Below are 25,478 nucleotides of genomic sequence, written 5' to 3'. Positions count from 1 at the left end.
CCCTCCATGAGCCGCCTGCGCCTGCTGTTTCGCTCGACGGCCGTGCGGCTGTCGGCGCTTTATATCGTGCTGTTTGCGCTCTGTGCCGCTTTCCTCGTCGTTTATGTGACGGCGATGTCGGAGCGGCTTCTGGCGCAGCAGGTGCGCGAGGGGCTGAACCAGGAAATCACTGATATTCGCGGCGCCTATGATCGCGGCGGCATCAACCTTCTTTTGCGCATGATGGAGCGGCGCGCCCGCCAGCCCGGCGCCAATCTCTACGTCATTGCAGGGCCGACCGGCGAGATGCTCGCCGGTAACGTGCAATCGGTGCAGCCGGGCGTTCTCGATCAGGAGGGATGGACGGGCCTGCCGTTCCGCTACGAGCCTTATACCGAGATCGGCCCGCCGCGCCTGCATCTGGCAACGGCGAATGTGTTTTTCCTCGACAACGGGTTGCGCGTCATGGTCGGTCGCGATCTTGGCGAGCCGGGACGCTTTCGCGGCATCGTGCGCCGGGCATTGATGGTGGCCTTGGCGATCATGGGGCTGGGTGCGCTGTTCATCTGGTTCGGCATTGGCCGTAATGCGCTGAAGCGCATCGACCGGATGTCGGCGGCGAGCACCAAGATCGTGGCCGGCGATCTGTCGCAGCGCCTGCCGGTTGGTGTGTCCGGCGACGAGTTCGACCGGCTGTCGGAATCGCTCAACCTGATGCTGGAGCGGATCGAGAAGCTGAACGAGGGCCTGCGCCAGGTTTCCGACAACATTGCCCATGACCTGAAGACGCCGCTGACGCGGCTGCGCAACAAGGCGGCCGATGCGCTCTCCGAAGACCGCGAGGATGTGCGCCGTGCCGCGCTGGAAGGCATTATCGCCGAATCGGACCTGCTGATCCGCACTTTCAATGCGCTGTTGATGATTTCCCGCGTCGAGGCTGGCTCGATTGCCGCCGAGATGAGCGCCATCGACCTGTCGGCCATTTCCGCCGACAGCGCGGAGCTTTACGAGCCTGCGGCCGAGGAGGCCGGGCTTATGCTGACGACTGAAATCGAGCCGGGACTGGTGGTTCAGGGCAACCGCGAACTGATCGGCCAGGCGATCTTCAACCTTTTGGACAATGCCATCAAATATGCCTGCGATGCGGGCAGTGAACCCGCGATCCGGGTTCTCTTGTCACGCGCCGGCGATAGCCTGCGGCTTTCGGTGGCCGATAACGGGCCGGGCATTCCCGCCGATAAACGCGCGGAAGTTAAAAAACGCTTCGTGCGGCTGGACGAGAGCCGGTCAAAGCCCGGCACCGGGCTCGGGCTATCGCTGGTCGAGGCTGTGATGGAACTGCATGGCGGACGACTTGAGCTTTCCGCCACCCATGGCGAGGACGCAAACCCTCCCGGTTTGACCGTGACGATGGTTTTTCCCGCGCAAAAGCCCTAACTAATCCTTCAAGGGATCAGGGAGGACGAGATCGTGGCGACAAAGGCAATAAGCCTCGGCGACGTGCGCGCGGATGTGTCGAAACCATTCAACCAGACAGAAGCAAAGTCGGCGCTTTCCGCGCTGAAGGAAATGGCCGGCAGCGAACCTGTGATTGCCGGCATGCTGGCTGAGGGCGGTGCGCTCAAGGACTTTCTGGTCGCTGCCTTTTCGCTTTCGCCCTACCTGCGCGACATCGCGGTAATCAGTCCGGCACTCCTTGCCAATGCGCTGACGCATCCGCTGGATGGCCTCATCGAGGCGGCGATTGAGCGGGCGCGCAATTGCTGGCGGCCGGACCTGGAAGGTCGCACGCCCGGTGAGGGCGAAGTGATGACCGCGCTGCGCCTTGCCAAACGCGAGGTGAGCTTTCTGCTGGCGCTGGGCGATCTCGGCGGCCTCATCGAATGCCGGGAGACGACACGGTGGTTGAGCCGTCTGGCCGATGCCGCCGTCGCCGCCGCCATCGACCACCTGCTGCTTGTCCATCATCAGAGTGGCAAGCTGAGGCTTTCCGACCCCACAAATCCTGCGGAAAAATCCGGGCTGATCGTGCTCGCCATGGGCAAGCTCGGGGCGTTCGAGCTGAACTATTCCTCCGACATCGACATCGTGGTGTTTTTCGATGGAGAGGCTAAAATCCTGCCCGATCCGCTGGAGGCGACCGAGCTTTACGGGCGCATGATGCGCCGGTTGATCCGTATTCTGCAGGAGCGCACCGGCGACGGTTATGTGTTTCGCACGGACCTGCGCCTGCGGCCGGACCCCGGCTCGACGGCGCTTGCGGTGCCGGTGGAGGCAGCGCTCATCTATTACGAAGGACGCGGGCAGAATTGGGAGCGGGCGGCCTATATCAAGGCGCGGCCGATGGCCGGCGATCTTGCCGCCGGAGCGGCTTTCCTGCGCGACATGGTGCCCTTCGTGTTTCGAAAATATCTCGATTATGCCGCGATTGCCGACATTCACTCGATCAAGCGGCAGATCCATGCCCACAAGGGCCACGGTGCCATTGCGGTGAAGGGGCATGACGTGAAGCTCGGGCGCGGCGGCATCCGCGAGATCGAGTTTTTTGCCCAGACGCAGCAGTTGATTGCCGGCGGGCGCATGCCGGCGCTTCGCGAACGGGAGACCGAACGGGCACTGGCGGCTCTGGCCGATGCGCAGTGGATAAGGCCGGAGATCGCCGCGGAACTGACGGAGGCCTACTGGTTCCTGCGCAATGTCGAACATCGCATCCAGATGGTGCGCGACGAGCAGACGCACCGCCTTCCGGACACCGAGACCGAATTGAAGCGCATCGCCTTCATGGTGGGGTTTGCCGATACAGTCGCGTTTTCCGAACGGCTGGAGGCGGTGCTGCGCACGGTGGAACGGCGTTATGCAAAACTGTTCGAGCAGGAGAGTAAGCTCTCGGCAAGCGATGGCAATCTGGTGTTTACCGGCCAGAACGACGATCCGGAAACGCTGAAGACGCTGGCTCGGCTGGGCTTCGAGCGACCGGCCGATATGTCGCGTGTTATCCGCACCTGGCATTATGGCCGTTACCGGGCAACGCAATCGGTGGAGGCCCGCGAGCGGCTGACGGAACTGATGCCGGAGCTTTTGAGCGCGTTCGGGCTCAGCAAGCGGGCCGACGACGCGCTGTTGCGCTTTGATGGGTTCTTGAAGGCGCTGCCGGCGGGGATCCAGCTGTTTTCGCTGCTCAATACCAATCCCGGCCTGTTGTCGCTGCTTGTCATGGTGATGTCGGCGGCCCCGCGGCTTGCCGATATCGTGGCGGCGCGTCCGCATGTGTTTGACGGCATGCTCGATCCGGGCCTGATGCAGGAAATCCCGACGCGGGCCTATCTCTCCGACCGGCTTTCCTCCTTTGTCGGCGCTGCCCGTCATTACGAGGAGGTGCTGGACCGGCTGCGCATCTTTGCGGCCGAACAGCGTTTTCTGATCGGCATCCGCCTGCTCACCGGTGCCATCACCGGCGTGCAGGCGGGGCGGGCCTTTACGGATCTTGCCGATCTCGTCATCGACGCAGCGCTTTTGGCCGTGATGCGTGAGATGGAGCAGGCGCATGGGCGCTATCCGGGCGGGCGCGTGGCTGTGATGGGCATGGGAAAGCTCGGCAGCTTTGAGCTGACGGCGGGCTCCGATGTCGACCTCATCCTGCTCTACGACTATCCCGATGCGGTTGCCGAATCGGATGGCGCAAAGCCGCTCGATGCGGTGCGCTATTTTACCCGGGTGACGCAGCGGTTGATTGCGGCGCTTTCGGCGCCGACCGCCGAGGGCATCATCTTCGAGGTCGACCTGCGGCTTCGTCCGTCCGGCAACAAGGGGCCGGTGGCAACGCGGATCAACGCCTTTCGAAAATACCAGCTGGAGGAGGCCTGGACCTGGGAACACATGGCCCTGACGCGTGCGCGGATGGTCTGTGGCGAGGACAGCCTGATGGCCGAGGCATCTGGTGTGATTGCCGAGGTTCTGGCGCAACCGGTTGATAAGGCAAAAATTGCAGCAGACGTTGCCGAAATGCGCAGCCTGATCGACAAAGAGAAGCCGCCGCGCGATGTGTGGGACCTGAAGCTGATCCCCGGTGGTCTCGTCGATATCGAGTTCCTGGCGCAGTATCTGCGGCTGATCGCGCACGATGATGCCGTCGGTGCAGACGACGGCGCGGAGTGCCTGACGAGCGGAACGCAGGCAGCTCTTGTGCGCCATGGTGCGCCCTGCCCTTCTGCCGACGATCTCGAGACCTGCAGTGCGGCTCTTTCCCTCTATACCGAACTGTCGCAGATCGTGCGGCTCTGCGTCGAAGGGGCTTTTGAGCCGAAGGATGCGCCTGCGGGCCTGATCGAAAGGCTTTCGACCGCTGCCGATGCCCCAAGCCTTAAAATGGTGGAGGCCGACATCAAGCGGCTGTCGAAGCGGGTTCGCGCAATTTTTCTGTCGACGGTGTCGCCAAAGCGGCAGGCTCCTGGGGGATAAACAGACCGACTACGGTGCCACACTCGATCTTGGAGCGAATGCGCATCCGGCCGCCATGAAGCGTGACCAGCGAGCGGGAGATGGCAAGGCCAAGGCCGGAGCCGCCCTTGCTCTTGGCATACTGGCTCTGCACCTGCTCAAAAGGCTGGCCGATCTTGCCAAGTGCATTGCGGGGAATACCGATGCCGGTATCGGCGATGGTCAACAGCAGGCCGCGCCGCGAATGGTGGGCGCGCAGCTCAACGCGGCCGCCTTCGTTGGTGAACTTCACCGCATTGGACAAGAGGTTGAGCAGAATCTGCTTCATGGCGCGCCGGTCGCCGCTCATCTGAAGGCCCGCATCGACGCGCTGGGTGACCGTGATCGACTTGGCATCGGCCGGCATGGAGGTGAGGCGGATGCTTTCCTCGATCAGCGGCGCCAGATCGATCGTCTCGCAGACGATCTTCATGTGGCCGGCCTCGATCTTCGACATGTCGAGAATATCGTTGATGACGTTCAGCAGGTGCTTGCCGCTGTCGTGGATATCGCGGGCATATTCGCTGTATTTCGGCGAGCCGACCGGGCCGAACATGCCGTTGAGCAGGATTTCGGAAAAGCCGAGAATGGCGTTGAGCGGCGTGCGCAGCTCATGGCTCATATTGGCCAGAAATTCCGATTTTGCCTTGTTGGCGGCCTCGGCGCGCTCTTTCTCTGCCTGGTAATTGGCATTGGCGGTGGAAAGCTCCGCCTTCTGGCGTTCGAGCTTCTTCTGCGATGAGGAGAGGTCGCCGATGGTGGCCATCAGGCGGCGCTCGGATTCGCGCAGCCGTTCCTGGTGGCGCTTCAGCAGCGAGATATCGGTGCCGACCGAGACCATGCCGCCATCGGCAGTGCGCCGCTCGTTGATCTGCAGCCAGCGCTCATCGGCAAGCTGCACTTCCGTGGTGCGCGAAAAGCCGTTGTGGTCGGGGTCTGCAATGCGCCGTTCGATGACCGGGCGGGCAGCGGCGGCGGTAACGACGCTTTTTTCCGTGCCGGGCACAAGCACGCTGTCCGGCAGACCGTAAGCCTGCTGGAAATGGGTGTTGCACATGACCAAACGATCGTTCTTGTCCCAGAGGACGAAGGCTTCCGACGTGCACTCGATGGCGTCGGCGAGGCGCTGGTCGGCCTCGGCGTAACGCTGGGCAAGGCGATGCTGTTCGGTCACGTCCATGGCGATGCCGATGACATGGGTGCGGCCGCTGCTCGATTTCATCACCTGGGCGCGGGCCCGCATCCAGACATAATGGCCGGCGGCATGGCGCATGCGAAACACCTGGTCGATCTGCTTTTCATTGCCGCGCCCGACGGCGCGCGCCAGTGCAAAGAGATTGCCATCGGAGGGATGCATCATCCGGGCCGCTTCGCTGAAGGAGAGCATGTTGTTACCCGGCGGCAGGCCGAGCATTTCATACATGGAGCGTGACCAGAACAGCCGGCGATTGGCCAGATCGAAATCCCAAAGACCGCAGCGGCCGCGCGACAGCGCCGTTTCCACCCGCATGTTGGATTCCAGAAAGATCTCGTCGGCATCGCGGGCGCGCTTCACCTGCATGTAATAGGCATAGAGGATGACGAGCAGGACTGAGGAAATGCCGGTAAACAGCGTGACGTTGAGCGAAACCTGCTGGCGCCAGAACTGGTTGGTGGCTTCCAGCGAATGGGCCGCGACCACAAGGCCACCTGCCGCCCCGCCGATCGCCTTGATCGCAGCATAGTGGGGAATGTCGCTGAAGGTGGTTTCGATGACGCCGTCGTCATCGCCGAAACGGCGAAGCGCCACCATTTCCGGCAAAACCGTATCGAGACGTTCGCCGATATAGGATTGTGCCTGGAAGCTGCCGCCGAAAATGCGGCCCGTTGCATCGACAAGCACGATGAAGGCGCCTGGCTGCAGCTTGGTCTGCGGCAGGAAGAGGGCAAGGCGTGCCTCGGCAGCCTTGCGATCGGCATTTGCAAAAGCCTGTTCGTGACCGGCAAAGGCTGCAGCACTGGCGGCGGCCAGCAGCGCCGTCGACTGGCGGGCCGCCTCTTCCATGCGCGCCCGTTCCGAGACAAGCCCGAGCAGGCGCGACGCCGCAACCACCGCCAGAAACGCGATGATGAGGATCGGGATCGAGCGCTTCAGCCAAAGCTCCGCACTCGGCAGCCGTTCAAGCCGGCGCCGCATCGCAGACAGCATGGTGCCGTCGACCGCCGGGAGCGTGAGGCCATCCGGAAATTTGAAGCGCAGCCGTTCCTCGGCCGCGGTTTCCCGCTGCACGTTCGCCATAGCTTTGATTGATCCCTCGTCGTGATTCGCAATGCCGCTTGCGAACTATGCACAGTGAATCAAAGCTGATTCGCCTTGTCCAGAGCATGTGGTCATAAAATCTTAACCATATGGTCCGGTTTTTGCACTTGCTGCATTTTGAGGTGTTTTGGCGGAATCAGAGGATGCAGTAACGGGCGCCACAACCATTTGGGAGGTGTTGGCACCCGTTCATCATCAATCCTTGAGCATACGCTCGACGATGTCGCGCACATCCGTGGAGAGGTGGGGCGCGCCGTTGATCTCGCTGAGGGCGGCCCGGGCGTGGCTGGCGCGCGCCGGTTCCAGTGAACGAAAAGAACGCATGGCCGTCAGGATGCGGGCCGCGAGCTGTGGATTGCGCGGATCGATGCCAAGGATCTGGCGGGCGAGGAAGCGATAGCCTTCGCCATCGACGCGGTTGAAGCCGGTGGGATTGGAAAAGACAAAAGCGCCGACCAGTGCCCGCACGCGGTTTGGATTGCCGGCCACATAGTTCGGATCCTCCATCAGCGCCCGAACCCTGGCCAGCGCGCCATTGCCGGGAATGGTTGCCTGCAAAGAGAACCATTTGTCGAGCACCAGCGCATTGCCCTCAAAACGCTTGAGGAAGGCGCCGAGCGCGTTGGCGGTGGCCGCCTGGCCGGGAAAGCGATGGGCGAGAACTGTCAGCGCCTGGACCATGTCGGTCATGTTGTCGGCCTCTGCAAAGGCGCTCGATGCGCGCTCGACACCGCCGTCCAGGTAGGAGAGGTAGGAGAGGGCGCTGTTGCGCAGGGCCCGCTTGCCGGCACTGGCCGCATCCGGCGTAAACGTGCCCGAGAGCCGCAAGGTATCAAACAAATGCTCGAAGGTTTTGGCACCGGCCGTCGCCACCAGCGAAAGGATTGCCTGGCGGCCGGCGTGAATGGCATCGGGATCCGTGTTTCCGCCAAGCTCGCGCGCGATATCGGTTTCGCTTGGCAGGGCGAGCACCTGCGCGCGGAAGGCGGGTTCCAGGCTTTCATCGCCGGCCGCTTCCAGAAGCGCGGTCAGGAGGGCGGGGTCGCAGGTGATCTCGGCGCCGGCCCGCGCATCCCGCGCGGCCTGCATCAGGTTCGGCAGCGCGAGGTCGGTCAGTGCCTGCCAGCGGGAAAAGAGGTCGCTGTCGTGACGGGCGATATGGGCAAGGTCTGCCGCAGACTGGGTAAAATCGAGGTTGACCGGCGCGGAAAAGCTGCGGTTGAGCGACAGAACCGGACGCGATGCGATGCCCGTGAAGGTGAAGGTCTGGCGGCGCTCCTGAAGGTGCAGAACATCGCCCGTCACCTCGCCGCCGGACACCGAAGCCGGTTCGGCAATCGCGCCATTGTCGAGGATCAGCGCGAAGGAAAGCGGGATATGCATCGCCTCCTTGACCGGCTGGCCGGGGGTGGCCGGGATCGTCTGCTCCAGCGACAGGCTGAAATTCTGTGCCGCTGCGTCATAGGTCGCCGAGACGCTGACCATCGGTGTGCCGGCCTGCTGGTACCAGCGCGAAAACTGCGACAGGTCGCGGCCGCTGACGTCAGCAAAACATCTTACGAAATCCTCGACGGTGGCCGCCTCGCCATCGTGACGCTCGAAATAGAGGTCCATGCCGGTCTTGAACAGATCGCGCCCGAGGATGGTGGCAATCATGCGGGTGACTTCCGATCCTTTTTCGTAGACCGTCGTCGTGTAGAAATTGTTGATCTCGCGATAGGTCGTCGGGCGGACCGGATGCGCCAGCGGGCCGGCGTCCTCCGGAAATTGTTCCGACTTCAGATGACGGACTTCGGCGATGCGCTTGACGGCGCGCGAGCGCTGGTCGGCGGAAAACTCGTGGTCGCGGTAAACCGTCAGACCTTCCTTGAGGCAGAGCTGGAACCAGTCGCGGCAGGTGATGCGGTTGCCGGTCCAGTTGTGGAAATATTCGTGCGCGATGATGGCTTCGATATTGGCGTAATCCTGGTCAGTCGCCGTTTCCGGGTCGGCCAGCACGTATTTGTCGTTGAAGACGTTGAGGCCCTTGTTCTCCATCGCGCCCATGTTGAAATCGGAGACGGCGACGATCATGAAGATATCGAGATCGTATTCGCGGCCGAAGCGTTCCTCGTCCCACTTCATCGAACGTTTCAGCGCATCCATGGCGTAAGTGGCGCGCGGCTCCTTGCCGTGCTCGACATAGATTTTCAGCGCCACCTCGCGGCCGGAGAGTGTGGTGAACGTATCTTCGACGACGCCGAGATCACCGGCCACCAGTGCAAACAGATAGCTCGGCTTGGGGAAGGGATCGAACCAGGCAGCGAAATGCCGGCCTTCGTCATAGTTGCCGCCGCCGAGAAAATTGCCGTTCGACAAGAGCACCGGATTGGTCGCCTTGTCGGCGATGATGGTAATGGTGTAGGGCGCCAGCACATCCGGACGGTCCGGAAAATAGGTGATGCGGCGAAAGCCCTCCGCCTCGCACTGTGTGCAATAGACACCGCTGGTGCGGTAAAGACCCATCAGCTGCGTGTTGGCCTCGGGGTTGATGATGGTGATGATCGTCACCTCGAACGGTGCCGATGCCGGCAGGTCGCGGATCACAAGGCTATCGGGTGTCACGTCGAACTGTGCGGCCGGCATCTCGTTCTGGTCGAGACGCAGTTCGGAGAGGGAAAGTTCATCGCCATCCAGCACCAGGGGAGCCGTGCCGTCCGCGCCCGGGCGCCGGTGAAAGATCAGTCGTGATTCGAGACGGGTTGCCGTGGGATCCAGTTCGAATGTCAGATCAACGCGTTCCAGAACGAAATCAGTGGGGCGGTAGTCTGCCAGGTGGACGATCTGACCCGTGTCTGTGCGCATGATGTTTCCTGGTCTTGACTTGGCAAGGATGCCGAATGTTTTGCTGGCAGTGAGATTCAGGCTGCGAATATTGCATTCAAAACTGAACGATTGCTAAAACCCATCCCAAAAGTCGGATGATGTCGAGAGGCCGAGCCCCGATTTTTCGGAGTTTGATCGATTCATCACAAGACTTGATGTATCAATGCGGCGGTTTTCGCTACTGTCCGAACGGTATGAGTCAGTATTTGTTTCCTTCGGCCAACTGACGGCCGATCTCGCGGCGAGCTAGAGAATGAGTTCCGATGCGCAGGATCCCCTCAAGGGGATTGCGATGAAAGTCATGTCCGTCATTGTGTTTCTTGGCATGCAGACCTGCATCAAGTCGGCGGGCGACGGCATTCCGGCCGGCCAGATCACGTTTTACCGGTCGGCCTTCGCACTGGTTCCCATCCTCATCTATCTCGCGATGCGCGGCGATCTGACGACTGCGTTTCGCACCGACAGTCCTTTCGGGCATCTGAAGCGCGGCATGCTGGGCATTGCCGCCATGGCCTGCGGGTTTTATGGGCTTATCCACCTGCCGCTGCCGGATGCGATTGCCATTGGCTATGCTTCCCCGCTGATGGCGGTTCTGTTTGCAGCCCTGATCCTGAAAGAGAAAGTGCGCGTCTATCGCTGGAGTGCGGTGGCGCTCGGCATATTCGGGGTGCTGATCATTTCCTGGCCAAAACTTTCGCTGTTCAGCCATGGCGGCATGGAAAATGCCCAGGCGATGGGGGCTGCGGCCGTGCTGACCTCTGCCGTGATCGGCGGTCTTGCCATGGTGCAGACCCGCCAGCTGGTGCGCACGGAAAAGACGTCCACGATCGTTGTCTATTTTTCGCTGACGGCGGCGGTGTTTTCGCTGGTCAGCCTGCCGTTCGGATGGGCGGTTCTGCCGACGGAAGACAAGATCTTCCTCGTCGCGTCGGGCTTCTTCGGTGGTCTCGGCCAGATTTTTCTGACTGAAAGTTATCGCCATGCCGACGTCTCCACAGTGGCGCCGTTCGATTATTCCTCGATCATCCTCGGCATCATCATCGCCTATTTCCTGTTCGGCGACGTGCCGACGTCATCGATGCTGATCGGAACCGCCATCACCGTGTCAGCCGGCATCTTCATCATCTACCGCGAACATCAACTGGGGCTGGAACGCAAAGCGGCGCGAAAGGCATCCGCGCCGCCGGCATGACAGTTAAAAGGCGTGGTGCCGTCAGAGCGGAATGGCGCTCGACGGGTTGCCGGCGCGCTCGTGGATGCTGGCAGCGCAGGTGAATTCGCGGCTGGCGCGAACGGCAGCGCCGATCGATGCAAAGGCATCGCACATGCTGCGCAGGTGGCGGATCGAATGCTTCATCGTCTTGTCTCCGGAATTCTGTCTGCGAACTGTTGCGGCAGCGGGGCTCAGCGCTCGCGGAAATCGGCAAAGATTGCCGTGGGACGCGTGAGATTGCCGCGGCGCGAAAAGGCGCGGGCGGTCAACTGCTCATGCGTGGCGGAGCCGTAATTGTGGTACCCCTGCGTAGAGCGGGGCGAAAGGCCGGCGAGACGCAGCGTCTCGAAGCCGGAATGTATGGGGCGAATGCGCGTGGTCATGGCCTTGGTTCCTGTACCGTTTTCCTCCCAAGACACATTGCTTATATTGCACTGCGGTATAGATTCGACAACGCTGTAGAACGGTGCGCTGCCATGCGAACTGCGCATGGCTTATTTCATAAATTGTTAATATTGCGCAATCGTTAGGCAGATCAGGCGGGCATGCCTTTTTGGAAGGCCAAAAGATCCTGCCAGGCCAGTGCCTTGTTGGCAGGCGCCGTCAGAAGATCCTGGGGGTGGAGACTGGCCAGCGCCTTCACCGAAAACCCGTTCAGCACGATGTCGCGCCATTCGCCACGCATGCTGAAAATCGTGCCATCGCCGCCGAAGAAGAAACGCACGGTGAAATTGCCGAGGAGAAGCAGGTGCTGAGGCTTGGCCAGCGCGATCTGTCGCTCGATGAAGGGGCGGCAGATCTCGATTTCGGCGGGCGACGGCGGACGGTTTCCCGGCGGACGCCACGGCACGACATTGGAGAGATAGACGCTGTCGCGCGACAAACCGATGGCCAGAAGCATGCGATCCAGCAACTGTCCCTGTCGCCCGGCAAAGGGCATTCCGTCGCGGTCGTCGTCGGCGGTCGGCATCGGTCCGATGACCATGATGCCGGATGCGGGGTTTCCCGCGCCAAATACGGTCGAACGGGCACCGTTCTTCAGGTTGCAGCCGGAAAAATCTTCGAGTGCTGCCTTCAGGGCATCGAGCGAATGGGCGCCTTCGGCCGCAAGACGGGCAGCGGCAACGGCTTCCGCATCCGGAATGGCAACGGCTGCAGCCGGTGCCGAAGAGCGCTGCACCGGCGTTGCCGTCGATCCATTGGCGCGGCGGCCCGTATCGGCGGGCGCCTGGGACTGGGCTGCTGGCGCACGATCCCGCATCTGGGCCGCGCGCGCAGCTTGCTGCTCGGCAAAGGCTGCGATGCGATCGACGGGCGCATCTTCGAGCAGCCATTCGACGCCGGAATCGGCGTAGAAATGCAGAAGTGCTGCAAGTTCGGCCGGGGCGAGGTGGGTGGCTTCGATCATGGTCGCACTCTAGCCGATCCGCCACGGCGGATAAAGCCGGGCGGCCGCTGTTCTCCCGTGCGAACTTGCCTCAGGCGGCCCATTGCGAAACGTCGCCGCTTTCGCCGATGAGGGCAAGACCATGGGCAATCGACAGGAGTTCGCCGCCGCTTTCGATGCGCCCGGCGTCGAAGCGCCGTGTGAAGATCTGGCGCACGGCCGGCACGAAGGACGTGCCGCCGGTTAGAAACACCTTGTCGACGGCATCTGCGGAGGTGTTGGTCTTTTGCAGCACCTCGTCGAGCGCGTCTTCGATACGGGCGAGATCGTCGGTGATCCAGCGTTCGAAATCGGTCCGCTTCACCAGTTTCTGACCGGCCTTGCCAAGCGGCGCGAAATTGAACTCCGCTTCCTCCTGCTGCGACAGCGCCATCTTGGTGGCGGAGATCGCCTGGTAGAGCGGGTAACCCTCGTCGTGCTCGATCAGCTCGATGAACAGTTCCAGCTTGTCCGGTTCGGTGGCTGAGCGGACCAGCGATTGCAGATCGGCAAATTCCCGCGTGGTCTTGAAGATCGACAGCTGGTTCCAGCGGCCGAAATTGGCGTAGTAGCCGGCGGGTACGTCCAAGAGCTTGCCAAAACTTTTGAAATGACTGCCCTTGCCGATTTCCGGCGACACGAGATTGTCGATCAGCCGGAAATCGAAATGGTCACCGGCAATGCCAACGCCGGAATGGCCGATGGGCACGGCGCGCAGCTGGCCGGCATGACGCTCGAAACGGATCAGCGAATAGTCGGTGGTGCCGCCGCCGAAATCGGCCACCAGCACATTGGCATCGCGCTCCAGCGACTGGGCAAAATAATAGGCGGCCGCGACCGGCTCATAGACATAATGGATTTCGGGAAAACCGAAGCGGGTGAGTGCCGCCTGATAACGCTCTATCGCCAGCTTTTCATCCGGGTTACCGCCGGCAAACCGCACCGGACGCCCCACCACGAGGCGCGAGATGTCGTCCGGCCACTCGTCGCCCGCATAGGCCTTCAGCCGGCGCAGAAAGATCTCCATGAGATCCTCGAACTGCTGGCGGCGGGCAAACACCTGCGTTGCCTGGAAGGCGGCGCTGGCGGCAAAGGTCTTGATCGACTGCAGAAAACGGCAATCGCCAGGATTTTCGATGAACATGCGGATGGCTGCCTGTCCCGCCTCCACCTTCAGCGCCTGGGCGCCAAGGGTCGCATCCTTCATGAAGGAGAGGGCGGTTCGCATGCTGTCCGTCACGCCGGCGCTGCTGGTGAAATCCAGCGACCGGGTGGTGGTCGCCCCGGCCTCGGCCTGCGCCAGAACGGTGTTGGTCGTGCCGAAGTCGAGCCCGAGCGCACGTGTCATGGCGATCGTCCTTCCTGTCAAAAATGTCCCTGGGGCGGAGCGCCGTCAGCGCACCGAACGCACAAAAGGGCGACCGGCGCCCCGTTCTTCATGGTGAGGGGGCGCTGATCGCACAGGATGGTGGTGTTGGCAAGCCTTGCCGTTCGCCGTGCCGCGCATGCTGCCCGGGCGGCAATGGCCCGACCAGGCGTCAGCGATAGCGGCCATAGCGGCTCTCATAGCCGGAAACGAGGGTCTGCAGACGCTCGGTGGCGCTCATCGTGTCCTGCTCCGTGCTGCTGGCCGACACCGCCGTGGCGCCTGACGACGCGGTGGTGCCGAGATATTGCAGCTGGTAGCTGGCCACCAGCTGGCGCAGCTTGTCGAGTGGTGACAGGCTGCTTGCCTCGCCCCAGACATCGGCCGAGCGGCCTGATGTTCCGAGGAACCCGTATTGCTTGTTATAGCCGGCCACCAGGCCCTGGAGCTGCTCTAGGGGGCTTGGCAATCCGCTACTGTGCGAAATGCTGCCATGGGTGTCGGTCGATGACTTGCGTGTCGGGGTGATGACGGTACCAGAACCGGTTCCGTTATCGGTGCCCGTATCCGTATCGGTATCGGTATCGGTATCGCTGGTGTTGCCCGGCTCGGTTTCGGTGGTTCCTCCGGTCTCGGCGGGTTCCTCGGCCTCTCCCGTCTCCTCGGTTCCCCCGCTTTCGCCCGGAGCGTCGGTGCCGGTCGAGGGATCCGGCGTGCTATCTCCCGTGTCGGTTGCCGGTTCTTCGCCGGCGCCGGTCGCCGGCTCTTCGGAAGACGATCCGTCCGGTGTCGGGGTTTCCGCCGTTGTGTCATCGGCCGCCGGGGTGGCCGACGGTGTGGTGTCGCCCGTCGATGGTGTCTGACCTGTCGCCGTGTCGGCCGGGGTTTCCTCCGATGTATCGGTCGCGGGCTGCGTGTCCTGATCGGCCTGCGGCACGGTGCCGGTATAGGTGCCGTCGCCGCTCTCCTCTGGCCCGCCTGTTGTGGTTTCCTCTGCCGGAGTGTCCGTGCTTGCAGCCGGCTCCTCGGTCGCGGTGGTGTCCGCTGGGGAAGAGGTCGATGAAGAGGGCGTGGTGGTGGTCGTGCCGCTGCCGGAAGATGCCGGCTGGCTGGACGGGGTCGTGGCTGGGGTGGTGCCGGTCAGGAAATCAAGCATGGGGTCCACTCGAAAGGTGATCGAGAGACTGCTACTTTAGGAAAACTGCAGGCCGTTGAACAAAAATCCGCGCATTTTAGGAAATGCGCGGATTGACTGAAATTTCTATTCGGCCGCCGCTGCCGGGGCGTGATGCGGCATGGCTTCCGAATTGGCCGGCGCGTGATCCTTGCGCCTTGAGAACAGGCGACTGATGCCCCGTCCCAGCCTGTCCATCTCGACGAAGATCACCGGTGTGATGAACAGCGTCAGGAGCTGCGACACGAGAAGGCCGCCGACCACGGCAATGCCAAGCGGCTGGCGCAGCTCGGAACTTGCGCCGGAGCCGAGCGCGATCGGAAGCGCCCCGAGCAATGCGCAAAACGTCGTCATCATGATTGGCCGGAAACGCCGCACGCAGGCCTCCCTGATGGCGACGACCGACGTTTCTCCCTTGTCGCGGATCAGTTCCACCGCCACGTCGATCATCATGATGGCATTTTTCTTGACGATACCGATGAGCATCAGCAAGCCGATGAGCGCGATGACGGAAAGATCGAACCCCATGATCTTCAGGGCCAGCAGTGCGCCGAAGGCGGCGGCTGGAAGGCCTGACAAAATGGTCAGAGGGTGGATGAAGCTCTCGTAGAGCACGCCGAGCACCACGTAGATCGTCAGCACGGCGGCCAGAATGAGCAGGCCGGTATTGCCCTGCGAGTCCTTGAAGATCGCCGCCGTTCCGCCATAGGAGGTGAAGACATCCGAAGGCATGGCAAGACCTGTCTTGATCTCGTCGATCCTTGCGGTCGCCTGGCTGAGCGACACGCCGTCCGGCAGGTTAAACGAGACGGTGGTGGACACGAGCTGTCCCGTCTGGTTGATCGTGACCGGCGCCCGCTTGCGCTCGACGCTTGCGAAGTTGGACAGAGGCACAAGGCTGCCATTGGACGACAGGACATTGATGTCGCGCAGGAATTCATCGTTCCACGGCTTGTCCTTGTCGAATTCGACAATCACGTCATAACTGTCGCCGGTGGACTGGATCTGGGCGGCCGTATAACCGCCGAAGGCCATTTCCAGCGTCTGGCGCAGCTGGTTGTTGGTGATCCCATAGGAGGCGGCCTTTTCCGGATCGACGGTGATGTCGGCCGCGATCGCGCCGGTCTGGGCATCCGACGTCACGTCGGTAAAGCTGCCGTCGCGGCGCATGGCCGTCTGCAGCTTGTCGGCCCATTCATTGGTGGCACTGGCGTTCAGTGCCTGGATGACCAGCTGATACTGGCTGGCGGTGCTGCGCCCGCCAAAACGGAGGCTCTGCTGCGGCGTGATATAGGTCTTGATCCCGGCGATCTTGCCGGTTGACTTGCGCAACTCGTCGATCGTCTGGGCAAGCGGTGCTCGGGCATCCTTGTCCTTCAGCTCAACGAACATCGAGCCGTTGTTGAGTGGGCTTCGGGAACCGCCGCCGACGATGGAGGTGACATGTTTGACCGCCGGGTTCTTGCCGATGATCTCCGCCACCTGCGCCTGCAGGTCGCGCATGGCCGTGTAGGAAATGTCTTCGCGCGCGCGGGTGGAGACCGATAGCCGGCCGATGTCTTCCTGCGGGAAGAAGCTGGAGGGCAGGGTAGCAAACAGCCAGCCGGAGGCGCCAAGCGAGGCGAAGAAACTGAGCAGCACGATAAACCGGTGCCGCAGACACCAGCCGACGGCTGCGCCATAGCCGGCAAGTGTGCGGTTGAAGCAGGCATCAAACCAGCGGATGATCATCGGCGGACGACCGGAATGGGGCGACAGGCGCGCACCGAGCATCGGCGTAACAGTCAGAGAAACGAGCGCAGACGCCATGATGGCAAGCGTCACCACCATGCCGAACTCGTTGAACAGGCGTCCCACGACGCCGCCCATCAGCAGGATCGGGATGAACACGGCGACCAGCGAGATCGACATGGACAGGATGGTGTAGCTGACTTCCGAAGCGCCCTTGAGTGCCGCCTCGCGCATCGGCAGCCCTTCTTCGGACAGGCGCAGGATGTTTTCCAGCATGACGATCGCATCGTCCACCACAAGCCCGACAGACAGCGTCAGCCCCAGAAGCGAGATGTTGTCGATGCTGTAGCCCATGACATACATGGCGCCGAACGTGGCGATCAGCGACAAGGGAACGGCAAGACCCGGAATGAGCGTTGCCGTCAGATGGCCGGTGAAAAGATAAATCACCAGCACCACCAGCGCGATGGTGAGGAAGAGCGTGAACTGGACGTCGCTGATGGAATCCTTGATGGCCGTTGATGCGTCGTTCATCACGTTGATGTGGACGGAAGGCGGCAGTTGCTGCAGGAGCGCCGGCAGCTTGGCCTTGATCTCGTTCACCACATCGACGGTATTGGCGTCGGGCTGGCGCTGGACGGCAAGAACAATCGCCTGCTTGCCGTCATACCAGCTGCCCGCGTCGAGATTGTCGACGCTGTCCTTCACCTCGGCCACGTCGCCCAGGTGAACCGGCGCACCGTTCTTCGTGGCAATCACCAGTGACTTGAACTCGTCGGCATTGGTGCGCTGGGTATTGGCATTGATCGTCAGGCGCTGGTTGCTGTTTTGCAGCGAGCCAACCGGGGTCTGGCTGTTGGCGCCGGAAATTGCCGAGGTGACCGTATCGACACCGAGCCCGCGGGCCTGCAGATTGGCCGGATCGAGTTCCACACGCACCGCATAGGCCTGCGAGCCGTAGATGCTGACTTCGGCGACGCCAGACAGCGTAGACAACAGCGGCGAGATGACGTTTTCCGCGATCTCGTCGACTTTCGAGCGCGGCATCTCATCGGAGTTGACTGTCAAGAGCAGGATCGGTGCATCGGCCGGGTTGGTCTTCCGGTAGCTCGGCGCCGTCGTCATATTGCTCGGCAGCTGGCGGGTCGCCTGGGAAATGGCCGCCTGCACATCGGCTGCAGCCGCATCGATATTGCGGTTGAGATCGAATTGCAGCACGATCGACGTATTGCCGAGCGAATTGGTGGCGCTGATTTCCGTGACGCCCGGAATGGTCTCGAATTTCTTGATGAGCGGCGTGGCAACCGAGGTGGCCATGGTTTCCGGCGAGGCACCCGAGAGGGACGCCGACACATTGATGGTGGGAAAATCCACTTTCGGCAGGGCCGCCACCGGCAGCAGCCGGTAGCCCGCAAGGCCAGCGAGAACAAGGCCGATGGCAAGAAGAATGGTTGCGACCGGTCGGTTGATGCAAAAGGCTGGGATCATGGCTTGATGCCCCCGGTCATCGAGGTCGCGTCGGCCACGGGCAGCGGCCGGTTGGCATCATCTCCCTCAAACTGCTCGATGACCGACTGGCCGTTGGCAAGCTGAACCTGGCCTTCCACCACCACGTGATCTCCTTCGCGCAGTCCTTCGGCAATTGCCGTCTGGTCGCCGTTGGCGCGGATCACCTTGACGGGCGTTGCGTGCACCTTGCCGGCGCTATCGACCGTATAGACGAAGGAACCATCGGCGCCGGGGCGCACGGCAACCGTCGGCACGATGATGGAACGTTCGCTCGGGGTGAAATGCGCCGTCACGTTGACATTCTGGCCGGGCCAGAGAAGCCCCTGATCATTTTTGAACTGCGCCTTGACCAGCACGGTGCCGGAACTCTGGTTGACGGCATTGTCGAAGAAGACCAGCTTGCCGCGGTCGACCACGCCGCCGGTTGCTGCCGGGTCGGCATCCACGATCGCACCGGCTGCTATGCCGGCCCGCAACTGCGGCAGGTAACGCTGCGGCAGCTGGAAGCTGACCGAGATCGGGTCGTAGCGGGTGATGGTGACGATGGTGGCACCGGCACTGACATAGGCACCCTGGCTGACGGCGATATCGCCGAGGCGTCCGTCGAACGGCGCACGGATATCGGTGTGTTCGAGCGCCACCTGATCGACGGCAAGCGTTGCGCGATCGGCATCCACCTTGGCGGCGGCCTGGTCGCGGGCGCCCCTGGCCTGCTCGAAGCTCTGCTGCGACTGAACATTTTGCTTCAGGAGGTTTTCGGCGCGCTGAAGGGCTGCTTCCAGCTCGGCAAGGCTTGCCTGGTCGCTGGCGATATTGGCCTTGTCCTTGGCAACGGTGGCGGCGGCGGTGCGATCATCGAGCTTGGCAATCAGCGTGCCGGCCTTCACCTCGTCGCCATCCTTGGCGCTCACCGAGACCACCAGCCCCTGCTGAAGGGCTGCAATGGTGGTGGTTTCATCGGCTTCCGCCCAGCCTGTCGCCGTGGCGTCCAGCGCAAGGACGCCTGCCGTGGCGGGAATGGTCTTGACCACCGATGGGCCGCTGCCGCGGCGGCCCTGTCCGGCCGATTTTCCGCCGCCCTGACCTTGGGCCTGGTCTGCGGCTTGCCCCTGGCCGGGGGGCTGGTCGCCCTTGTGATGCTGGCCTTGCGCCTGCTCACCGCCTTCGCCCCTCGGCGCGGCCACCGTGCCGTCTGCGGGAATGCCGCCGAAGCCGGCGGCTGCGGCAAGTTGCTTCACGCTGGGGATGCGCAGATAGGATGGCAACGCATCCTGAAAATACCAGGCGCCGGCCGCGCCGATCGCAAGAATGCCGGTGAAGGTCCAGAGCTTTTTCATGGGGGTGCCCGGTGCGTCGATGATCCACAATCGACATTTTCGCACTGCAAAATGTCGATTGGCAGAAAACGCCCAAAGCGCGACAAAATCACCTTAAATTCCGGTAATGTCCCCTAAAGATGGAGCACCGCCGCGAAACTTGCTTTCGCGGCGGTCAATTCGGTCAAAGAGATTTTGCTGCACCGCCGTCGACGCGGATCATCGAGCCGGTGAGATAGGCAGCCGGTGCCGAGCAGAGGAAGGCACCAACGGCGGCAAATTCCTCCACCGTTCCAAGCCGGCCGGCCGGAATGGTCTTGATGGAGGCGGTGCGCACGTCTTCCAGCGACTTGCCCTGGCGCTTGGCATTGGCGCCGTCCAGTTCGTCGATGCGGTCGGTGTGGATACGGCCGGGCAGGATGAGGTTTGCCGTGACGCCATGGCCGGCGATTTCGGTTGCCAGCGTCTTGTTCCAGCCGACAAGAGCCCCACGCAGCGTGTTGGACAGCGCAAGATTGCCGATCGGTTCGATGACGCCGGAGGAGGCGACCGTGAGGATGCGGCCAAAACCCTGGTCCTTCATCGCCGGCAGGAAGGCGTTGGTGACGGAAATCACGCTCAGCACCATGCTCTGGAAGAACTGTTCCAGCTTGTCCGCGTTCATGTCCTCGGCCGTGCCCGGCGTCGGGCCACCGGTATTGTTGACGAGAATGTCAACGCCGCCGAGCTTTTCCGCAACGGCTTTCTGAAGGTTTGCGACGGCATCCGGTTCGGCAAGATCGGACCAGACCCAGTCGGCCTTGCCCTTGCCTTCGGCGTTGATCGCATCGCAATTGGCCTGCAGGCGGTCACCGCTTCGCCCGCACAGAAGAACATGCACACCTTCGCGCGCCAGTGCCGTCGCAATGCCAAGGCCAAGCCCGCGCGATGAGGCGAGCACGAGGGCGCGCTTGCCGGAAATGCCGAAATCCATGAAAAAGTCCTTCCTGAGAGTCAGTCTGCTGCCGCAAGGTTAACAAGCGGAGCCTTGGGTTTCAACGCGACCGCCACCGCAGACGGGGGAGTGCGCATCTGGAGGTGTCGTGAGACACCGCGGACGCTTGTGCGTCAGTGGGTTGAGGCGGGTGGTTCTTCCAGGAACGAACGAATGCCATCGCGCTCCACAGTTGCCAGAAACTCTTCCCAGGCATCGCGGTCGGTGGCAAACGGTTCGTCCCAGGAGGTGACGTCATCATCCTGGCTGACAACTTCCATCTGCCAGTCGACCTGCGTGCCGGCCGGGCGGAAGATATCGACCAGCACGGTTACGCCGTCGTCTTCGAATTCACCGGAGAATTCGGAATGTTCGAGTTTCGGTTCCTTGACCATGGTCGCTTGCGTTCCTGCGCTGTCGTCTTGGTGCGATAGAAGGCAAAACGACAGCCGATTGCAAGCCGCAACCTGCAGCGAAACCCGGTTATCAGCCGTCAAATGCGTGGAGCATAGCGCATCTTTTTCGATGCCTATGCGTTCGGCACAGTTCATAATGGGCCTTTGATGGTCTGGCCGGCATCGGCCGGGAAACGGGGTGAGCATGCAGATACCAGGAAACGAAGAGGACGCTTTTGCGCTTTTCGACAGTCTTCAACCGGTGGAACCGGAGGCCATCCATGGGCTCTGGCGCGGCCGTGGACTTGCAACCGGCCATCCGCTGGATGGCGTGCTGGAAAATCTCGGCTGGTACGGCAAGCGGTTCCACCCGGATGGACGTGCCGATGCGCTTCTGTTTTTCTGGGATGAGCATCGGCTGATCCCGGTCGATCCGGCCGGCATTCCGGTCCGGTTTGCTTTGCGGTTCGGCGGGATTGGACGCCGGCGCATCGCCAAAAGCCTGTTTTCCTATCTCGTGAAGGCAATGCGCGCCAAGGCCACGGTGGCTGAGGTCAGGAACGTCCGTTTTCGCGGCGTCACAAGCTCTGGCATGGCCTATGATCGCCAACCGATCATCGATCATTTCCGCAAGGTCAATGACAACAGGCTGCTTGGCGCCATGAGCATTGCCGGAGACGAAAGACACTACTTTTTCTGGCTCGACCGGGTCAAAGACCGGGAGGGTTGACCTTAAGGATGCAATCGCAAGCGGCAGGCGCACCCGTTCCCTGCAACAGGCGGATCCTATTCGTCAGTGCGAAAATATTGACGTGAACGTAAACGTCATATACCTTTTCCTGAAAATCGAGGAGGAGCCTGTGCCCAAGGACCAGCCGCCGTCGCAACCCGGCTCGACAAGCCGTGTTTGTTTTGACAAGGAGGAGGGAATGATGGGGAACAGGTCAAGCGGAGCATAAGAATGAGCGATATGGAGCTTCCTGAGCGCGAAAGCATGGAATTCGACGTGGTGATCGTGGGGGCAGGGCCGGCAGGTCTGTCGGCTGCGATCCGCCTCAAACAGGTCAATCCGGATCTTTCCGTCGTCGTTCTGGAAAAGGGTGCCGAAGTGGGCGCCCATATCCTCTCCGGTGCCGTGGTCGATCCGATCGGTATAGACCGGCTGCTGCCCGGCTGGCGTGAAGAAGAGGGGCATCCCTTCGTGACACCCGTGACGGACGACCAGTTCCTGTTTCTGGGGCCTGCCGGGTCCGTTCGCCTGCCGAACGGCTTCATGCCGCCGCTCATGAACAACCATGGCAATTACATCGTTTCGCTCGGTCTCGTCTGTCGGTGGCTGGCCGAAAAGGCCGAAGGTCTCGGCATCGATATCTATCCGGGTTTTGCCGCCACGGAGGTGCTTTATAATGACGACGGTGCTGTGATCGGTGTCGCCACCGGCGACATGGGCATCGAGAAGAACGGCGAGCCCGGCCCCAATTATACGCGCGGCATGGCACTTCTCGGCAAATACGTGCTGATCGGCGAGGGTGTGCGTGGCTCGCTTGCCAAGCAGCTGATCGCCAAATTCAAGCTCGACGCGGACCGCGAACCGCAGAAATACGGCATTGGCTTCAAGGAACTGTGGGAGGTGAAGCCGGAGCAGCACAAACAAGGCCTGGTGCAGCATTCGTTCGGCTGGCCGCTTGGCATGAAGACCGGCGGCGGGTCCTTCCTCTATCACCTGCACGACAATCTGGTCGCTGTCGGTTTCGTTGTTCACCTCAACTACAAGAACCCCTATCTGTCGCCCTTCGAGGAATTCCAGCGCTTCAAGACGCATCCGGCCATCCGCGATACCTTTGCGGGCGCCAAACGCATCTCCTATGGCGCCCGCGCCATTACAGAAGGGGGCTATCAGTCGGTGCCGAAACTGTCCTTCCCGGGCGGCGCGCTGATCGGCTGTTCCGCCGGTTTCGTCAACGTGCCGCGTATCAAGGGCAGCCACAATGCGGTTCTCTCAGGCATGCTGGCGGCGGAAAAGATCGCCGAAGCGATTGCCGCGGGACGCGCCAATGACGAGCCGGTCGCGATCGAAAACGAATGGCGCTCGACCGATATCGGGCGTGATCTGAAGCGGGTGCGCAACGTCAAGCCGCTGTGGTCGCGCTTCGGCACGGCCATCGGCGTGGCGCTCGGCGGTCTCGACATGTGGATCAACCAGATTTTCGGCACCTCGCCGTTTACCCTGAAGCACGGCAAGACCGATGCCGCTTCGCTGGAGCCAGCGGCCAAGCACAGCAAAATCGCCTATCCGAAGCCGGATGGGGTGCTGAGTTTCGACCGGCTTTCCTCGGTTTTCCTGTCCAACACCAACCACGAGGAGGACCAGCCGGTTCATCTGAAGGTCAAGGACATGGAACTTCAGAAGCGTTCGGAGCTTGGGGTCTATGCAGGCCCGTCGGCACGTTACTGTCCGGCCGGCGTCTATGAATGGGTGGAAAAGGATGGCGAGGAGGTTTACGTGATCAACGCGCAAAATTGCGTGCATTGCAAGACCTGCGACATCAAGGATCCCAACCAGAACATCAACTGGGTGCCGCCGCAGGGTGGCGAAGGGCCGGTCTATCCGAGCATGTAATGTGAGGCGGTTGTGCAGATCGGCCAAAATGCCGTAAGATCTTCATACGGACCGGATATGGGGTAACGGCAAGGACCTGAAAGGTGCGGTTGGCGTGAAAAAGGCGGTGCTCGGCAGACGGTTCAGGGTGTGGATGGCAACGTGCCGTCGCACGCGCATGCGTTCGCTCATTCTGGTCGTTGCCGCGGCCGGCGGTCTACTGGTGATCTTTCCCGCAAAGCCGACCAGTGCTGTGGGAAAATGCCGTCAGGATGCCGGGCCCTCGGTTGACTGGAGCGATTGCAAGAAGCGCATGCTGATGCTGGATGGCAGCAATTTCGACGGCGCCAATCTCGCCAATGCCGATTTCAGCATGACAGATCTTGGCCGCAGCAGCATGAAGGGCGCAAACGTCACAAAGGCGGGTCTCGTGCGCACCTCGCTTGCACAATCGGACCTGACTGGGGCCGATTTCGACAAGGCGGAAGGATATCGCAGCGATTTCACCGCCGTGAAGGCGACGGGGGCAAGCTTCGTGGCGGCAGAATTGCAGCGCGGCAATTTCAGCAGCGCTGATTTGCGCAACGCCGATTTCACCAAGGCAGAGCTTGGCCGGGCAATCTTCTATCGGGCGACGTTCGACAACACCCATTTCGCCATGGCCAATCTGTCGCGGGCGCTGTTTCACAATGCAAGCTTTGCCGGCCCCGTCGACTTCAATGATGCCTTCATGTTTCTGACGCGCATCGAAGGCGTCGATCTGACGCGGGCGACGGGCCTCAAGCAGGAGCAGATTGCCCTTTCCTGCGGTGACAACACCACCAAGCTGCCGCAGGGGCTGACGGTGCCAGCCAGCTGGCCTTGCCCGGACGAATAGTTTCCTGTTGCGGCAATGGGGCGATCTCGCCAGCGTTCCGGCATGGGTTAGACATTCATTAACCATAATGTCCGTAAGTTGCGGGTGATCAAGAAATCACCGCAACAAGGACACATTCATGTCGATCTCACGCCGCGGCCTGATGTTCGGACTGCCGCTGTTTCTGGCCGGCTGCTCTGCAACGACCTTCAATCCGCAACTGAACTATGCCGCCCTGCCGGAGGAGAAATTTCCCTTGCGTCAGGTCCCGATCGACAAGATCCGACCCGAACTGCGCCGCACTGAGGTGGACTACGTGACCAGCGAAAAGCCGGGCACGATTGTTGTCGATACCCCGGCGCGCCGGCTCTACTACGTGCTCGAGAACGGCCGCGCGCTGCGTTATGGCATCGGTGTCGGACGCGCCGGCCTTGCGCTGTCCGGTAATGCCTATGTCGGGCGCCGGGCCGAATGGCCGACATGGACCCCGACCGCCAACATGATCCGCCGCGAGCCGCACAAGAACCTGAAATATGCAGCCGGCATGCCCGGCGGCCCCAACAATCCGCTTGGCGCGCGCGCCATGTATCTCTACCGCGCCGGCAATGACACGCATTTCCGCATTCACGGCACCAACCAGCCGGAGTCGATTGGTCACGCCATGTCGAGCGGCTGCGTGCGCATGATGAACCACGACGTGATCGACCTTTACAAACACGTCAAGGTGGGCGACCGCGTGGTGGTCATTCAGGAAGCGCAGGCCTGACAAAGGCTGGAAGGCGCCTGCTCTGCCGGCACCTCAGCGGCACTTCCAGGCAACCAGCATCATGGCGCCGACAATGCTCAGATGCTCGACGACGACGTAGAATTCGAGCGTCTTCATCGGCTCCTCCATGGCCCAGAAGCCATGGGCGATGGGGATGGTGAGCAGCGTAAACACGGCAAGTGCACCGGCACCGATCCAGGCGTGCCGGTTCAAAATGATCAGCGCCGATCCGCCCAGCTGCGTGATGATGACGGCGACATTAAAAAGCGCCGCCGGCTGAAGCCCGAAATGCGCCATTTCGGCGACGCCGCCCTGAAAGTCGATCAGCTTCGACAGGCCGCTTCCCCAGAACATGAATGTCAGGATCGTTCGCGCCAGATAACCGAACCAGTTGCTGGCGAAAAGCGCGCTTGCGGACGGCATGCGTCCACTTTCTGAAATTGCCATGGCAGTGTCCCCCTCTGCTCTATGAGGAGATCGTAAATGACAATCGTTCAGCTTGCAAAAGAGAATCTGCACGCAACCCGGCTGAAAA

General features: G+C 61.8%; 19 protein-coding genes. 7 read left to right on the top strand and 12 right to left on the bottom strand.

Annotation, left to right across the window (positions count from 1 at the left end; translation table 11 throughout):
- Positions 1 to 6: 6 nt before the first annotated feature.
- Together AC4CWH_RS10785 and AC4CWH_RS10780 are read left to right on the top strand one after the other, a co-directional pair.
- Positions 7 to 1,416, top strand: a complete 1,410-nt coding sequence (locus tag AC4CWH_RS10785) for a sensor histidine kinase (protein WP_491318731.1) — start codon at positions 7 to 9, stop codon at positions 1,414 to 1,416.
- Positions 1,417 to 1,449: 33 nt separating this feature from the next.
- On the top strand, positions 1,450 to 4,437 hold the full coding sequence (locus tag AC4CWH_RS10780) for a bifunctional [glutamine synthetase] adenylyltransferase/[glutamine synthetase]-adenylyl-L-tyrosine phosphorylase (protein ID WP_491318730.1): 2,988 nt from the start codon (positions 1,450 to 1,452) through the stop codon (positions 4,435 to 4,437).
- Here the strand turns inward: AC4CWH_RS10780 and AC4CWH_RS10775 are convergent.
- Positions 4,361 to 6,733 (bottom strand): PAS domain-containing sensor histidine kinase, encoded by a 2,373-nt coding sequence (locus AC4CWH_RS10775; protein WP_491282025.1) that lies wholly within the window; start codon positions 6,731 to 6,733, stop codon positions 4,361 to 4,363. The two genes, AC4CWH_RS10780 and AC4CWH_RS10775, sit on opposite strands and share 77 nt — an antisense overlap.
- 216 nt (positions 6,734 to 6,949) lie before the next feature.
- Positions 6,950 to 9,598: an aminopeptidase N gene (gene pepN / locus AC4CWH_RS10770; RefSeq protein WP_491318729.1), complete on the bottom strand. Its 2,649-nt coding sequence runs from the start codon at positions 9,596 to 9,598 to the stop codon at positions 6,950 to 6,952.
- Positions 9,599 to 9,872: 274 nt separating this feature from the next.
- Here pepN and AC4CWH_RS10765 point away from each other — a divergent pair, with 274 nt between their 5' ends.
- Positions 9,873 to 10,811, top strand: a complete 939-nt coding sequence (locus AC4CWH_RS10765) for a DMT family transporter (RefSeq protein WP_491282023.1) — start codon at positions 9,873 to 9,875, stop codon at positions 10,809 to 10,811.
- Positions 10,812 to 10,832: 21 nt separating this feature from the next.
- Here AC4CWH_RS10765 and AC4CWH_RS10760 read toward each other — a convergent pair whose 3' ends face one another.
- The 9 genes from AC4CWH_RS10760 to AC4CWH_RS10720 form a co-directional block, all read right to left on the bottom strand.
- Positions 10,833 to 10,976 carry a hypothetical protein gene (locus AC4CWH_RS10760; protein WP_491282022.1) on the bottom strand — a complete coding sequence of 48 codons (144 nt, stop codon included), beginning with the start codon at positions 10,974 to 10,976 and terminating at the stop codon, positions 10,833 to 10,835.
- Between the two features lie 47 nt (positions 10,977 to 11,023).
- Positions 11,024 to 11,215, bottom strand: coding sequence for a hypothetical protein (locus AC4CWH_RS10755; RefSeq protein WP_491282021.1), 192 nt, complete (start codon positions 11,213 to 11,215; stop codon positions 11,024 to 11,026).
- A 152-nt stretch (positions 11,216 to 11,367) separates the two neighbouring features.
- Positions 11,368 to 12,240, bottom strand: coding sequence for a uracil-DNA glycosylase (locus AC4CWH_RS10750; RefSeq protein WP_491318728.1), 873 nt, complete (start codon positions 12,238 to 12,240; stop codon positions 11,368 to 11,370).
- Positions 12,241 to 12,310: 70 nt separating this feature from the next.
- Positions 12,311 to 13,606, bottom strand: coding sequence for an Hsp70 family protein (locus AC4CWH_RS10745; RefSeq protein WP_491318727.1), 1,296 nt, complete (start codon positions 13,604 to 13,606; stop codon positions 12,311 to 12,313).
- Between the two features lie 190 nt (positions 13,607 to 13,796).
- Positions 13,797 to 14,780 carry a hypothetical protein gene (locus AC4CWH_RS10740; protein WP_491318726.1) on the bottom strand — a complete coding sequence of 328 codons (984 nt, stop codon included), beginning with the start codon at positions 14,778 to 14,780 and terminating at the stop codon, positions 13,797 to 13,799.
- A 105-nt stretch (positions 14,781 to 14,885) separates the two neighbouring features.
- Positions 14,886 to 18,017 (bottom strand): efflux RND transporter permease subunit, encoded by a 3,132-nt coding sequence (locus AC4CWH_RS10735; RefSeq protein WP_491318725.1) that lies wholly within the window; start codon positions 18,015 to 18,017, stop codon positions 14,886 to 14,888.
- A complete protein-coding gene (locus tag AC4CWH_RS10730) occupies positions 18,014 to 19,375 on the bottom strand; it encodes an efflux RND transporter periplasmic adaptor subunit (protein ID WP_491318724.1) in 1,362 nt (453 codons plus the stop codon). The genes AC4CWH_RS10735 and AC4CWH_RS10730 overlap by 4 nt, the downstream gene beginning before the upstream one ends.
- Positions 19,376 to 19,538: 163 nt before the next feature.
- Positions 19,539 to 20,327, bottom strand: coding sequence for an SDR family oxidoreductase (locus tag AC4CWH_RS10725; RefSeq protein ID WP_491318723.1), 789 nt, complete (start codon positions 20,325 to 20,327; stop codon positions 19,539 to 19,541).
- 134 nt (positions 20,328 to 20,461) lie between these two features.
- On the bottom strand, positions 20,462 to 20,722 hold the full coding sequence (locus AC4CWH_RS10720) for a hypothetical protein (protein WP_491282014.1): 261 nt from the start codon (positions 20,720 to 20,722) through the stop codon (positions 20,462 to 20,464).
- A gap of 205 nt (positions 20,723 to 20,927) precedes the next feature.
- Between AC4CWH_RS10720 and AC4CWH_RS10715 the strand changes: the two genes are divergently transcribed.
- From AC4CWH_RS10715 to AC4CWH_RS10700, 4 genes are all read left to right on the top strand, one after another.
- Positions 20,928 to 21,452 (top strand): DUF4334 domain-containing protein, encoded by a 525-nt coding sequence (locus AC4CWH_RS10715; protein WP_491318722.1) that lies wholly within the window; start codon positions 20,928 to 20,930, stop codon positions 21,450 to 21,452.
- A 231-nt stretch (positions 21,453 to 21,683) separates the two neighbouring features.
- Positions 21,684 to 23,342 (top strand): electron transfer flavoprotein-ubiquinone oxidoreductase, encoded by a 1,659-nt coding sequence (locus tag AC4CWH_RS10710; protein ID WP_491318721.1) that lies wholly within the window; start codon positions 21,684 to 21,686, stop codon positions 23,340 to 23,342.
- Positions 23,343 to 23,499: 157 nt separating this feature from the next.
- Positions 23,500 to 24,198: a pentapeptide repeat-containing protein gene (locus AC4CWH_RS10705; RefSeq protein ID WP_491318720.1), complete on the top strand. Its 699-nt coding sequence runs from the start codon at positions 23,500 to 23,502 to the stop codon at positions 24,196 to 24,198.
- A gap of 118 nt (positions 24,199 to 24,316) precedes the next feature.
- Positions 24,317 to 24,943: a L,D-transpeptidase gene (locus AC4CWH_RS10700; RefSeq protein WP_491318719.1), complete on the top strand. Its 627-nt coding sequence runs from the start codon at positions 24,317 to 24,319 to the stop codon at positions 24,941 to 24,943.
- Positions 24,944 to 24,976: 33 nt separating this feature from the next.
- On the opposite strand, the gene AC4CWH_RS10695 is transcribed toward AC4CWH_RS10700, so the two are convergent.
- Positions 24,977 to 25,390, bottom strand: coding sequence for a DoxX family protein (locus AC4CWH_RS10695; RefSeq protein ID WP_491318718.1), 414 nt, complete (start codon positions 25,388 to 25,390; stop codon positions 24,977 to 24,979).
- Between the last annotated feature and the right edge of the window lie 88 nt (positions 25,391 to 25,478).

This window comes from Neorhizobium sp. PAMB6716 (genome assembly GCF_058242805.1).
Note: the sequence above shows the minus strand (reverse complement) of the source record. Positions and strands in the feature narration are given on the sequence as shown.